Annotated in this window: 6 protein-coding genes and 3 tRNA genes; 6 read left to right on the top strand and 3 right to left on the bottom strand. The window is 76.3% G+C overall.

What is annotated here, in order from left to right:
* Positions 1-123 precede the first annotated feature (123 nt).
* Both OG550_RS18075 and OG550_RS18070 read left to right on the top strand, forming a co-directional pair.
* Positions 124-1,002 (top strand): DUF1906 domain-containing protein, encoded by an 879-nt coding sequence (locus OG550_RS18075; protein WP_327678806.1) that lies wholly within the window; start codon positions 124-126, stop codon positions 1,000-1,002.
* An 873-nt stretch (positions 1,003-1,875) separates the two neighbouring features.
* A complete protein-coding gene (locus tag OG550_RS18070) occupies positions 1,876-3,537 on the top strand; it encodes a long-chain fatty acid--CoA ligase (protein WP_327678805.1) in 1,662 nt (553 codons plus the stop codon).
* Between the two features lie 163 nt (positions 3,538-3,700).
* Here OG550_RS18070 and OG550_RS18065 read toward each other — a convergent pair whose 3' ends face one another.
* Entirely contained in the window at positions 3,701-7,537 is a 3,837-nt protein-coding gene (locus OG550_RS18065) for a response regulator (protein WP_327678803.1), read from the bottom strand.
* 179 nt (positions 7,538-7,716) lie between these two features.
* Here OG550_RS18065 and OG550_RS18060 point away from each other — a divergent pair.
* From OG550_RS18060 to OG550_RS18050, 3 genes are all read left to right on the top strand, one after another.
* Positions 7,717-7,807, top strand: a tRNA-Ser gene (locus tag OG550_RS18060).
* A gap of 309 nt (positions 7,808-8,116) precedes the next feature.
* A tRNA-Arg gene (locus OG550_RS18055) sits at positions 8,117-8,192 on the top strand.
* 31 nt (positions 8,193-8,223) lie between these two features.
* Positions 8,224-8,299, top strand: a tRNA-Arg gene (locus OG550_RS18050).
* A 63-nt stretch (positions 8,300-8,362) separates the two neighbouring features.
* Here OG550_RS18050 and OG550_RS18045 read toward each other — a convergent pair.
* Together OG550_RS18045 and OG550_RS18040 are read right to left on the bottom strand one after the other, a co-directional pair.
* A complete protein-coding gene (locus tag OG550_RS18045) occupies positions 8,363-9,583 on the bottom strand; it encodes a globin domain-containing protein (RefSeq protein ID WP_327678802.1) in 1,221 nt (406 codons plus the stop codon).
* An 11-nt stretch (positions 9,584-9,594) separates the two neighbouring features.
* Complete coding sequence (locus tag OG550_RS18040; protein ID WP_327678800.1) at positions 9,595-10,011, bottom strand: globin domain-containing protein; 417 nt, start codon at positions 10,009-10,011, stop codon at positions 9,595-9,597.
* Positions 10,012-10,322: 311 nt separating this feature from the next.
* On the opposite strand from OG550_RS18040, the gene OG550_RS18035 reads away from it, so the two are divergent.
* Positions 10,323-13,868 carry an Ig-like domain-containing protein gene (locus OG550_RS18035; protein WP_327678798.1) on the top strand — a complete coding sequence of 1,182 codons (3,546 nt, stop codon included), beginning with the start codon at positions 10,323-10,325 and terminating at the stop codon, positions 13,866-13,868.
* Positions 13,869-13,881: the final 13 nt, after the last annotated feature.

Here is a 13,881-nt window from a genome sequence, read left to right as displayed (position 1 = left end):
GGCGGCAAGCTCGTTACAAAAATCGGGACGGATACGGACGGGTGCGTCCGAAAGGGTGAGCTTCCGGGGCGCGTGCGGCGCGGCAGCCGGGCACGCCCGACGGTCCGTCAGTATCAAGGCGGCGTGCGCTATCTCCGCCCCGCGGCCCTCGCCGCCGCCTCCCTCGTCCTCCTGCTGGCCGCCGGAGGGCCGGGCGCGAGCGCCGACGAGGCCGCCCCGGCGGCCGCCGCCGTCCCCCGCATCCGCCCCACCCTCCTCCCGGACCGGTTCGGGCCGCCCGCCCTCCGCACCCGTGACCTCTACACCGGCGCCGCCTTCGACGCCTGCACCGCGCCGCCGCTGGAGACCCTGCGCGCCTGGCGGGGAGCCTCGCCGTACGGCGCGCTCGGCATCTACACCAGCGGAGGCCAGCGCGGCTGCACCCAGCCGCGGCTCACCGCCGACTGGGTCCGGCAGGCCCGCGAGATGGGGTGGCGGTTCCTGCCCGTCCACGTCGGCCTGCAGGCGCCGTGCAGCGACCTGAAGCGCAAGCCGAAGCGGATCGACCCGGCCCGCGCCGTCCAGCAGGGCCGCGAGGAGGCGGCCGAGGCGGTCGGCGGCCTGCAGGCGGTCGGGCTCGGCGGGGGCAGCCCGGTCTTCCTGGACATCGAGGCCTACCCGATGAGCGACCCCGCCTGCGGTCAGGCCGTCGTCGACTTCACCCTCGGCTGGACCCAGGGCCTGCACACGGCCGGCTACCGGTCCGGCTTCTACTCCAGCCTCGACTCCGGCATCGCCGACCTCGCGGCGGCCGCGCGGGCCGGCAGCTCGCCGCTGCCCGACACCCTCTGGTACGCGCGCTGGGACGACCACGCCGACACCGTCGGGGGCGGGCCGCTCAGCCCCGAGCTCTGGGCCGACCACCAGCGCGTCCACCAGTACCGCGGCAACGTCGAGGAGACGTACGGCGGCGCGACGCTCACCGTGGACCGCAACCAGGTCGACGCGCCGCTGGCCGGCTGACCGGCCGTCGCCCCGCCGTCGCCCCGCCGGGGCGCGACGGGGCGACCGGGCGGGAGCGCGAGGTGCCGGGCTCCGTGGGCGCCTCCACCTCGGCCGTCTGCTCGTGGGCGCCGGACCCAGAACTCCGGACCCAGAACTCCGGGCCCGGGCTTCAGCCGGTCATCACCGCGTACGAGTGCGGCCCGGGCGCCGACGCGGGCAGCCGCGGGCCGCCGACGGCGACGGTCGCGAGTCGCCTGCCGGTCCGGCCGCCTGTCGGCCCGTCATTCCTTCAGTGCGAGGGTCAGCCAGCCGCGTCCCTCGCAGTAGCGGCAGGTCTCCGGGATGTAGCCCGTCCCGGTCCGGTCCCCTCGGACCCCCACCCGTGCCTGCGTCCGCATCCCGCCCGAGCAGCACGGGCACGGCATCCGAAAGTCGACCGGCCCCCGCCCCGCCCGTCTTTCGCCACGTCCGTCACCCATGGCCCCAGTATCCCGCCCGTTCCGCCCGCACCTCGGCCCCCTCCGGTCGGAGTGCCGGGAGTATCGGAACCGGGGAGGGGAGGGGAGGTGCGGTGCGCCCGGGGCCGCGGACTCCGGGCCGCGTACCCCGGTCCCCCGGCGCCGAGCGGCTCCGCCCGGGCCCCGGCCCCCGGCGCCGCAGGCGGTGGGACGGCTGCGGCGCGGCGGTCCGCGGACCCCGGGCAGCGGTCGGCCCGCGGCGACCGGGATGAAGTCGTGACGGGGGCAACGGGGCCGGGATGCTGACATCGGGCAGGTGGCCGGGCACAATCGGGCTCGGTTGCCCGCATTACCGCCCAGTAGCCGCCCGGCGGCCGGGGGCGGGAGTCAGGGGCAGCAGCAGCCGCAGTGCCGCCCAGGTCGAGGAGGACCCGTGTTCAGCACGATGCAGGACGTACCGCTCACCGTCGCCAGGATCCTGGAGCACGGGTCGACCATCCACGGGCGCTCGACCGTCACCACCTGGGACGGGACCGGCCCGGTGGTCCGCACGTACGCGGAGGTGGGCGCGCGGGCCGCGCAGCTGGCGTGGGCGCTGCGGGACGAGCTCGGCGTGACGGCGGACGACCGGGTCGCGACCCTGATGTGGAACAACGCGGAGCACCTGGAGGCGTACCTGGCGGTGCCGGCGATGGGCGCGGTGCTGCACACGCTGAACCTGCGGCTCCCGCCGAACCAGCTGTCGTTCATCGTCAACCACGCCGCCGACCGGGTCGTCATCGTCAACGGCACCGTCCTGCCGCTGCTGGCCGCGGTCCTCCCGGAGCTCAACCCGACGCTGCGGCACATCGTGGTCAGCGGCCCCGGCGACCGTTCCGTGCTGGACGGTTTCGCGGGCACCGTGCACGACTACGAGGAGCTGATCGCCGGCCGGCCGGCCTCCTACCCGTGGCTCACCGACCTCGACGAGCGCCAGGCCGCCGTGCTCTGCTACACCTCCGGCACCACCGGTGACCCGAAGGGCGTGCTCTACAGCCACCGCTCGGTCTACCTGCACTGTCTCCAGGTGAACACCGGCGACAACTTCGCCTTCACCCCGCGCGACACCGCGCTGCCGGTCGTCCCGATGTTCCACGTCAACGCCTGGGGCATCCCGCACGCCGCCTTCATGTCCGGCGCGAGCCTGCTGATGCCGGACCGCTTCCTCCAGCCCAAGCCGATGGCCGCGATGATCGCCGCGGTCCGGCCCACCGTCAGCGCCGCGGTGCCGACCATCTGGAGCGGCCTGCTGGACGAACTGGACGCCGGCGACTACGACACGTCCAGCCTGCGCATGGTGGTCATCGGCGGTTCGGCCTGCCCGCCGTCGCTGATGCAGGGCTACGAGGAGCGCCACGGGATCCGGGTCGTGCACGCCTGGGGGATGACCGAGACCTCGCCGCTCGGCTCCTTCGCCCAGCCGCCGGGCGGGCTCACCCCGGAGGAGGAGTGGCCGTACCGGGTCACCCAGGGCGTCTTCCCGGCCTCCGTCGAGGCCCGGCTGATCGGCCCGGGCGGCGAGCGGATGCCGCACGACGGCGCCTCGGCGGGCGAGCTGGAGGTGCGCGGGCCGTGGATCGCCGGGGCGTACTACGGGGGCGCGGGCAACGACCCGGAGCGCCCGGACGACAAGTTCTCCGAGGACGGCTGGCTGCGCACCGGTGACGTCGGCACCATCACCGCCGACGGCTACCTGACCCTCACCGACCGGGCCAAGGACGTGATCAAGTCCGGCGGCGAGTGGATCTCCTCGGTGGACCTGGAGAACCACCTGATGGCCCACCCCGAGGTCGCCGAGGCCGCGGTGGTGGCGGTCCCGGACGAGAAGTGGGGCGAGCGGCCGCTGGCCACCGTGGTGCTCCGCCCGGGTGCCACGGCCGGTCTCGCGGAGCTGCGGGCGTTCCTGGCGGGCCGGATCGCCTCCTGGCAGCTGCCGGAGCGCTGGGCGCTGGTCGAGGCGGTGCCGAAGACCTCGGTCGGCAAGTTCGACAAGAAGGTGATCCGCGCCGACTACGCGGCGGAGCGGCTGGACGTCTCCCTGCTCGGCAAGGAGTAGTCCGGAGCGGCGGGCGGCGACCCGACCGGCGAGGGCCGGCCACCCCGACCGGGGCGGCCGGCCCTCGCCGTTCCCGGCAGTGCCCTGCGACCGGCCCGAGGGGCCGGACACGACAGGCCGGACACGAGGGGCCGGACACGAGGGGCGGGATCCGCTCGGCAGGTCAGCCGGCGGCGGCGACGCCCGCCTCGCCCATGGTGCCGATCCGCCCGAGCAGGTCGACGATCCGGGACTGGACGTCGGCGCCGGTCGAGCGCTCGGCGAGGAAGAGCACCGTCTCGCCGGTGCGCAGCCGGGGCAGTTCGCGCGGGTCGAGGTCCACCGAGGTGTAGACGACCAGCGGGGTCCGGTGCAGCCGGTCGTTGGCGCGCAGCCAGTCGAGCAGGCCGACCCGGCGGCGGCGGATCTGGAACAGGTCCATCACCACCAGGTTGGGCTGCACGCTGCTGGCCCGGGCGACGGCGTCGTTCTCGTCCACCGCGTGCTCGACGTGCATGCCGCGCCGCTCCAGGCTGCCGATCATGGCGGCGGCGATGTCCGGGTCGCCCTCGACCAGCAGGACGCGCGGGGCGTGGTTCTCGCCGTCGCGCGGGGCGAGGGCGCGCAGCAGGACGGCCGGGTCGGCGCCGTACGCGGCGTCCCGGGTGGCCTGGCCGAGGCCGGCGGTGACCAGCACCGGGACGCGGCTGTTGAGCGCCGCCGTGCGCAGCGACTGCAGCGCGGTGCGGGTGATCGGGCCGGTCAGCGGGTCGACGAAGAGCGCGGCCGGGAATCCGGCGACCTGGGCGTCCACCTCCTCACGGGAGCGGACGATCACCGGGTGGTAGCCGCGTTCCTGGAGCGCCTGCCGGGTGGCGGGGTCGGGCTCGGGCCAGACCAGCAGGCGGCGCGGGCCGCCGTCGGGGGCCGGGGTGGGCATCGGCGTGTGTCCGCCGGCCTCGTCGCGGGAGCTCGGCGCGGCGGGCAGCTCGGCCATCGGGCGCGGGACCGGCCGGTTCTCCGCGGCGGGCTGGGGCGCGTCGGGGGCGATGGCGACGGGCCCGACCGGGGTGGCTCCGGGGGCGGGGAGGCCCGGCGCGCCGAGGGGGCGCGGCGGGGTCAGCTCGCCGAGTCCGGTGCCGACCGGGCGGGGGCCGTCCTCCCGCTGGGCGTCGGGGGCCGGGGCGGCAGGGGGAGCCGGGGGGAGCGCGGGCAGCGCGGACGGGTTGGCCGGGGCGGCGTCCGGTGCACCGGCGGTCTCGGCGCCGGGGCCGGGCGGGACGGCCAGCCGGCGGCGCCGGCCGGTGGGCGCGGCGGCCGGTTCGGGCTGGACGGGCGCGGGGCCGACGGGCAGGGCGTGTTCCAGGCCCGGGTAGAGGGGGGTGTCGGTGACGCCGGGCAGGGCGAACCCGCCGGAGGAGTCCTCGGCGCCCGGCAGCGCCCGGCGCCGCCCGGACGGCTTGGGCTCCTGGCCGGCCTCGCCTTCCGGGCCGCCCGGCGCACCGGGCGCACCGGGCAGGCCGGGACCGGCGGGCGCGGTCGCCGCACCGTCGGCGCCGGTCGGGCCGTCGGCACCGGTCGCGCCGGTGCCCGGGCCGAGGGCGAACGGGCCGCGCGGAGCGGTGTCGCCGCCGGGCCCACGGCCGTCGCCGCGCCGTTCGGCGTGCCCCTCGGTGTGCTCGTCGGAGCGGCCGGCGCCGACCGGCACCGCGTACGCCGTGCCGGAGCGGCCGTCGTCCTTGCCCCACGGGTCGCTGTCGGGGCCGGCCGGGCCGCCGAGGCCCTGCCGCCCGTACGCGGGGTCGTTCCCGGTGCCGTTCCACTGCTCGGGGACGGCCCGCTCGATGCGTGCCGGGGCGTTCGGCCACTGGTCGGCCGGGACGGCGGCGGAGGAGGGGACGGGGGCGGAAGCGCCCGGGGCGTCGCCGGGTGCGCCGTCCTGGCCCGCGGGCCGTTCGGTGAGCCGTTCGGAGGGCTGGTCGGGCTGTCCCGGGGCGTGCCCGGGGGGCGACTGGTCCGCGGTCCGGTCCGCCGGGGCCTCCTCGGCGGAGGGCCGGCCGCGGCGTCCGCGCCGTTCGGCGGGCGGCTCCTCGGCCGGGGCACCCTCGGCGGCCCGCTCGGGTCCGGCGGGTCCGGCCGGGTCGGTGGGCCCGGACGGTCCGGCGGGCAGGGCGATGGCGCCGCCCCCGGTTTCCGCCGTCGGTTCGGCACCGGGTGTTCCGGCCGCCGGCTCGGCGGCGGACTCCTCGCCGCGCGCGGTGGGCAGCTGCGGGATGCCGGGCAGGTCCGGCAGGACGGCGCTGTCGCTCTCCTTGGGCCGGTCGGACCGGCCCTCGGCGCCCGCGCGCTCGGCGGCGGCCTTCGCCGCGGCCGGGTCCAGCGGCAGCTCGACGACGTACGTGGTGCCGGCGCGTCCGGGCAGCTCGTGGGGCTGGAGCACGCCGCCGTGCCGCTCGACCACCGCACGGGCTATCGGCAGGTGGACGGGGCTGCCGCCGCGGCCGGGGCCGCGGATCTCCACCCGGGCGACCTCGCCGCGCTGGGCGGCCGCGAGCACCACCATCGGAGCCTCCCCGCCGCCCGGGGGCAGGGCGGCGCCGCCGGCCGGGTCGAGCCCGGGGCCGGCCAGGCCGGGGGAGGGGTGGCCGGGGTCGGCGTCCAGCGAGAGCCCGACGCCGCTGACGTCGGCGACCAGGTGGGCCAGCGCCTGCGCGAGCCGCTGCTCGTCGGCGATGACCTCGACGGCGGCGGCGTGCACGGAGAACCGCACCCGGCCGGCCCCGACCAGTTCGCCCGCGTGCTCGACCGCGCGGCGGACCACCTTGTCCAGGGCGACCGGCACCCGGTCGGCGGCCTTCTTCCCGGTCTTGTCCTCCGCCTTGCCCTCGGCGGCGGAGCCGGGGCCGTCGGAGCCCAGGGGGCCGCCGCCCGCGGCACCGGAGGCGTGGGCCCACTCGCCGGCCTCGGAACGCTGGTGGGCGAGCACGCCGTCGATCAGCTTGCCGAACCGGCGGCACTCGTCGGCCAGCCGGCGCAGGGTCCAGTTCGCCTCCGGCCAGAGCTGTCCGGCCGGGTCGGCGGCGAGCGCGTCGATCCGCCGGTGCAGCGCCGTCAGCGCACCGCCCAGCTCGCTCTCCAGAACGGCGGTGAGGTGCTCGTTGCGGGCGACCAGGGCCAGCTCGCGGCTGCGGTCGGTGAAGGTCATCACCGCGCCGACCAGCTGGTCGCCGTCCCGGACGGGGGCGGTGGTGAGGTCGACGGTGACCGGCCGGCCGTCCTTGCGCCAGAGCACGGTGCCGCGCACCCGGTGCTTGCGGCCGGAGGTCAGGGTGTCCAGGAGTGCGGACTCCTCCAGCGCCAGCGGGGTGCCGTCGGCCCGGGAGTGCTGGATCAGCGGGTGCAGCTCGCGCCCGCCCAGCTCGCTGGCCCGGTACTCCAGGATGTGCGCGGCGGCCGGGTTGACCAGGACGCAGCGGCCTTCGAGGTCGACGCCGAGCACGCCCTCGGCGGCGGCCCGCAGGATCATCTCGGTCTGCTTGTGCTGCCGGCGCAGCTCCGCCTCGACGCCGAGCCGGCTGGACAGGTCGCGGACCAGCAGCAGGAGCAGGTCGGAGGAGCGGGAGCCCTCGCGGTACGGGTCGTAGGGCGCGAGCGGGGAGAGCGCGTAGCCCCGGCCGTCGCTGCCGCCGCTGCCGTCGTCGTCGAAGTCGTTGCCCGAGACCTCGACCGGGAAGGTGCTGCCGTCGGTGCGGCGCGCGGTCATCCGCACCGGCCGGTCGAGGGCGTCGTCCTCGCGGGCGGCGGGCCGCATGGAACCGGGGATCCGGCTCGGGTCGAACTCGGGCAGGAGGTCCAGCACTCCCATCCCGACCAACGAGGTGCCGGGCGTCTGGAGCGCGTGCACGGCCGCGTTGTTGGCGTCGACGACCGTGCCGTTGCTGTTCACCAGCAGCAATGCGTCAGGCAGGGCGTCGAGTATGGCGGCGAGGCGAGCAGCGCCTCGGATCGGCCTGCTGCTCACGTCGACAGGTCTCCTCGGCTCAGGGCAGCTCTCTCCGGAGAAGGCAGTATCTCATTCTTCTTTGCGGCGGGGACGACCCGCCTAGTAACGTTGTCGGCGGTTGGTGCCGGGCCCCCGGGTTGTGGCATCATCACAGGCACAAGGAACGGGTCCGCGCACGCGGGCTTGCTCCATGTGGAGGAGGCTTCGCCTAGTCCGGTCTATGGCGCCGCACTGCTAATGCGGTTTCGGGGTTATTCCTGATCGAGGGTTCAAATCCCTCAGCCTCCGCAGCCGGGAGCCCCGTCGACGGTCACGTCGGCGGGGCTCTTCGCGTCTCCGGGCCCGGTTCCGGCCGTTCCGGGTTTCCCGGAGCGGATTCCCCGGACGGTTGCCGGCCGTTCCCCCGGCCGTCCCTGGGCGTCTCACGGCGGGGTCGCCCGCGGGGCTGCCGGTGGGGCTCCCGGGTGCCGGGGGTGCTGCGCGGAAGCGCCGGGGGCCGGCCGCGCGTCCGGCGCCCGGATCAATCGATTTCGCCCCGCGTCACAGGTCATGTAATGTTGTCCCCGCAACGCCCCGCTGGCACGTTCACCAGGGCGAGCGCTCATAGCTCAACGGATAGAGCACTTGACTACGGATCAAGAGGTTGCAGGTTCGAATCCTGCTGAGCGCACCAAACCCCGCAAGACCGGGTCCGCCCGGTACTTGCGCTCATAGCTCAACGGATAGAGCACTTGACTACGGATCAAGAGGTTGCAGGTTCGAATCCTGCTGAGCGCACCAGTGAGGAGCCCCCGGCCATCGGCCGGGGGCTCCTGGCGTTCCGCCGCCGGGCCGGGGCGGCGGTCATCCCAGCTCGGTCCGGTTGATCCAGGGGACGTCGCGCCGGTCCAGGAACCACTCCGAGGAGGTCAGCGGTCTGGCCCGGTTGAAGGTCACCGGTGCCGGGTCGTACCGGATCAGGTCCGGGTCGGCGCCCAGGTCGGTGAGCAGCGCGGCCAGCGCGGGGGCGAGGCCCGGCGGCCCGCTGAGGTGGACGTCCCAGCCCGACCAGTGGCCGTGCCGGGTGAGCGCGTCGCGGACCGGGGCGGCGGCGTCCTCGTGCCACCGGTCGTGCCCCCGGCCGTGGCCCCGCGCGGGCGAGGTCGGGAACACCCGCAGCCGGCCGTACCGGGCGAGCAGCCGCTCCACCGCGGGCAGGTCGTACTGCTCGGCCTCCGAGCGGGCGGCCAGCAGCACGGTGACGTCGCGCTCGGCCGGGCCGGCGGCGAGCTGTTCCAGCAGCGCCCGGACCTGGCCCCAGCCGGTGCCGCCGGCCACCGCGAGCAGGGGGCGGCGCGAGTCCGGGTCGAGCACGGCGTCGCCGAGCGGAGGACCGAGCCGCAGCAGTTCGCCGGGCATCGCGTCCTCGACCAGGGCGGTGCTGAGCAGGCCGCCGGGCACCCGGCGGACGTGCACGTCCAGGGTGCCGTCGGAGCGCGGTGCGTTGGCGATCGAGTAGGGGCGCCAGACCCGTGGCAGCCGGGGGCTGCTGAGCGTGAGGTACTGACCGGGGACGAAGGGGTACGGGCGCATCGGCACCAGGGTCAGCACGACGATGTCGGGGGCGGCCCGCCGGCGGGCCCCCACCTCGGCCTCCCACCAGGCGGGGGCCTCGGGGCGGGTCTCGGCGGCGGCCCCGGCCATCGTCTGGGCGATCACGGTGTAGGCCTCGGTCCAGGCCTTCTCGATCCCGGGTGTCCAGGAGTGTCCGGAGAAGTGCCGCAGGGCGGCGATCAGGCTGGCCCCGACGGCGGGGTAGTGCTCGGGCGCGGCCTGGAACTTGCGGTGGTCGCGCCCGAGCGCCCGGAGGTACCCGGTGAGCTGCTCGGGCTCCTCCAGCCGGAGGACGATCTGGGTGAGCGCGGCGAAGAGCCGGTCCCGTTGTTCGGCCATCTCCCGGGGGAAGAGTGCCCGCACGCCCGGGTTGTGGGCGAAGAGGTGGGCGTAGAAGTACTTGGCCATGTGGTCGGCGCGGCGCTCGACGACGGCGAAGCTGGCGCGGATGACCGCGGGGTCGAAGGGCACCGCGGCGCGCCCTAGGCGTTCTGCGCGGTGGTGAGCGCCTGGCCCATGGTGTCGGTGATCACGCCGTAGACCGCGGTCCAGGACGCCTCGGTCTCCTCGGTCCAGGCCTCCCCGGCGAAGTGCGCCAGGGTGGCGAGCAGGCTGGCGCCGACGGCGGGGAAGTGCTCGACGAGCGCCCCGTAGCGGGCGTGCCGGGCGCCGAGGTCGCGGAGGACGCCGACCAGGGTGTCGGTCTCCTCCAGGTGGGCGACCACCACGCCGAGCGCCGCCCAGAGCCGGTCCCGCTGCTCGTCGATGTGCTCGGCGAAGAGCCCGCGGACCCCGGGGCTGTGTTCGAACAGGTGCTGGTAGAAGTACTCGGCGACGACGACGCCGTGCGGTTCGACGACCGCGAAACTGCTCTTGATGAGAACGGGGTTGATGGTCACGGGCCCCGACTCTACTGAGCGTGCCGGTAATTCGAACAGAGTTGTCCGATGAATGGTCAGATACTGCGCCGTGACCGCCGGCTGGATTCGTCGGTATTCCCCGCGATACGCCGCCTAATGGATGAAATACAGCCCTTTCGGGTACATCCCGTCCTGCCGGTCGGAGGGCCGCCAATCGGGTGTCATACGGCCAATGGTGCAGGTGTCGCAGTATGACCGGCCCAGGATCGTGATTCCGTTTTGTCAGATCTTGTGTCCAGACTGCCCGGTGATCACGGCGATGCCGGCAGCCGATACCGAAGGAGAGCCGGATGAGGCGACAGTTCCCGGCCGCGGCCGGCGCCGCCGTGGTCCTCGCGGCCGGGCTGCTGATCGGCTGGAACCCGCCGCCCTCGGCCGCCCAGCAGTCGCCCGGCGCCTGGTCGGGCGAGCACCGCGCGGTGCTGCCCTCCGGACTCTCCGTCCAACTGGACCTCTCCGCCTCGCCCGGGACGGCCGTGACCGCCGAACCCGGCGAATTGGCGGACCGCAGGGGCGGCGGCCGCTCCGCCGCGCTCTACACGGACGGAGTCCGGCCCGGAGATCCCGCGCAGACCTTCCGGATCTCCGAGAACCGTCCGCAGGCGGACGGTTCCTGGCGGACCGTCGGAACGCTCCGGCTGGCATTCTCCCGGGCCGTCCGGAATCCCCGGCTGCACCTCAGCGGACTGGCCGGAATCGCCACCGGGAAATCCGGCAGCACCAGCACCGCGACCCGGCTGACCCTCACCGGCGGAACGCCGAGCGGACCCACCCTGGTCAACCGCACCGACTGGCCCGGCTGGACGGTCGACGGCAACGTGCTCGCCCCCGCCGGCGCGGACGGCACGGCGGACGGGGCGGCCGGGTCCGCCTCCGAGGGCAGCCTGGAACTCGCCGGCACCTTCACCTCGGCGGTCTTCCGGGTCGAACAGCGCTCCACCGCGCGGGCCGGCTCCACCACCGCACCCCTCCCGCTCACCCTGGCCTCCACCGTCACCCTGGACGAGGGCGTCGGCACCGCCCCGCAGCGCTACGGCAACGCCTCCCACCTGGTCACCGACCTCTTCCTGGGCAGCGACGCCACCCAGGCGGCCCGCGACGCCCGACGGCCCGTCCGGGTGTTCCAGCAGCCCGACGCCGGCCGCGCGGGCGGGCCCGCCGGAGCTCCGGCGGGGGAACCGGCCGGGGAGCAGCCGGCGGACCGGGCGGGCGAGCCGCTGGTCCGCACCGAGCACGGCGAGGACGGCCGGAGCGTCTGGTCCAGCCCGCCGCCGCCCCAGCTCCAGCCCGGTCGCGGCGAGTACCAGGGCGCCGACCCGGCCGTCGGCTACCCGACGGAGGCGGGGATCGGGCACTACTACCGGCTCGCCGTCCCGGTCGCGGTCGGGGACGCGTCCGCCACCCTGGCCGGCTGGGTCGACTTCGACCGCAACGGGCGGTTCGACCCGGTCGAGCGGGTGCAGACGGAGGTCGCCGCCGGAGGGCGCAGCGCCACCTTGGAGTGGACCGTCCCCGGCAACGCCGCGTCCGGCGACACCTGGGCCCGGCTGAGGATCGGCCGGGACGCCGCCCAACTGGTCGCGGCGGGCGGCTTCGCCGATTCCGGGCAGGTCTCCGACCAGCGGATCCGGCTGACCGTCGGCGCCTCCCGGCCGGAGATCGCCGAACCCGTCGACGGCACGGCGACCGCCGACACCCGCCCCCGGATCTCGGGCGAGGGTGCGGTGGCCGGTGCCACGGTGGAGATCCGCGAGGGCGACACGGCGGTCTGCCGGAGCAAGGTCGCCCGGGGCGGCGGCTGGTCCTGCCGCCCGGACACCGCGCTCTCCGGCGGCGCCCACAGCCTCACCCCGGTCGAGACCACCGCCGGCGGCCTGGTGCTGCGCGGCGAACCGGTCCGGATCACCGTGAAGACCGCGCCCCCCGCCGCGCCCGACCTCACCCTCCCCGAGTTCACCAACGACCCGGGGCTGCAGCTGACCGGCACCGGTGAACCGGGCAGCACCGTGACGATCACCGACCGGCCCGCCGGCGCACCGGCCGCCGACGCGGCCGAGCTGTGCGGCACGGCCGTCCGCCCCGACGGAGGCTGGTCCTGCCTGCCGGTGGAGAACCTCGCCGACGGGCGGCACAGCCTCACCCCCGCCGCCGCCGACCTCGCCGGGAACCGGACGGCCGGACGGACGGTCACGCTGATCGTCGACACCGTGTCGCCGGACCGCCCGGTGCTTACCGAGCCGGCCGCCGGAGAGACCGTCAGGGCCGCCCGGCCCCGGCTCGCCGGTAAGGCGGAGCCCGGAACGCGGGTGATCGTCACCGCGCGCTCCGGGAGCGAGGCCTCGACCGAGCGGATCGTCGCCTGCGGGGCGACGGCCGCCATCGACGGCGGCTGGACCTGCACGGCCAACCGCGACCTGCCGGACGGCGACCAGTGGCTGGTCGTCACGGCCACCGACCAGGCGGGCAACGGGACGGCGGGTGACGCGGTGGCGGTCCGGGTGGAGGCGGCGGCCGTCCAGCCGCCGACGGTCCCGGTGCCGACGGCCGTGCCGACCCCGACGGCCACGCCGACGGCGACCGCGGTGCCGACGGCGGCCGTACCCACGGTGACGGCCACGCCGACGGTGACGGGCACTCCGACGGTGACGGCTACGGCTACGGCTACGGCCACGCCGACGGCGACCGCTGCATCGACGGCGACCGCCGTGCCGACGACCGCGGTGCCGACGGCGGTGCCCACGCAGGCTCCCGTACCGGGTGCGGAGGTGTCGGCCCCGGCGTCGCCGTCGGCCGCGCCGTCGACGGGGGCGGTGTCCGTACCGGCACCGGCGGCTCCCACGGCCGCCACGCCGTCGGCCGGGGCGCCGTCGCCGGTCGCGCCGACCACCGGTGCGCCGAGTGCACCCGCGCCTTCGACGGTCTCGCCTCCGACGGTCTCGCCCTCGGCCGTCCCTTCCTCCCCCGCACCTTCGTCGGGGCCGGCGGCTCCGGCGGCACCGACGCCGGGCGTCCCTTCGCCGTCGGCACCCGCTCCGTCGGGGCCGACCGGTACACCCACGGCTCCCACGCCGTCCCCGTCCCCGTCCCCGGTCGTGCCGACCTCGGCGGCTTCTCCCGGGGCCTCGTCCGCACCCACGGCGGAGCCGGTCTTCGACTCCGTCCCACCGGGGCTGCTGCCGATCGTCGTCCCGCCGGTCACGGGTGGAGGGGTCGGGCCGGTGGCGTCGCCCTCGGCGCACCCCGTGACGGCGTCGCCCTCGGTGACCTCCGTGCCCGGGGCGGCCGGGGCGGCCGGAACGGCGGGTGCTGCCGGAACGGCCAAGGCGAGCCCGACCGCCGGCCCGTCCCCGACCGCGTCCCCGTCCCGCTCGTCCGTCCCGTCCCCGTCCGCGGTCCCCTCACAGTCCCACTCGCCATCCCCCTCCCCGTCGCACTCCCCGTCGCACACCCAGTCCCCGTCGCAGGGCTCGTCCCCGGTCCCCTCCTCGTCCCCGTCCCCGATCCCGTCCGTCACCCCGGCGCCCACGGCCGCCGCGTCCGCCCCTGAGACCGCGTCCGCCCCGGCGGCCGGGGTCGCGGAGGCGCGGGGCGCCGGGCAGGTGTCCGCCGAGGCGGACGCCTCCACCGGTGCCGGCCGGGCACTGGCCGCGCCTCCCGCGCGGGAACAGCAGCAGCAGCCGCCCGCCGGGCCGGGCGCGTCGTCGTCCGCGGTGTCCGACCGGCAGCGGTCGGACGGCTGGCGCGGCGCGTTCGCCGGAGTCCTGCTGGTGCTCACCGGCGTCGCGCTGATCACCCGCCGGGTGCTCGCCCGCGGTCCCGGCGCCCGACGGCGCTGAACCGCTCCCACCA

The organism is Kitasatospora sp. NBC_00458 (genome assembly GCF_036013975.1).
GTDB lineage: Bacteria > Actinomycetota > Actinomycetes > Streptomycetales > Streptomycetaceae > Kitasatospora.
This window is presented reverse-complemented; position numbering and strand designations above follow the sequence as displayed.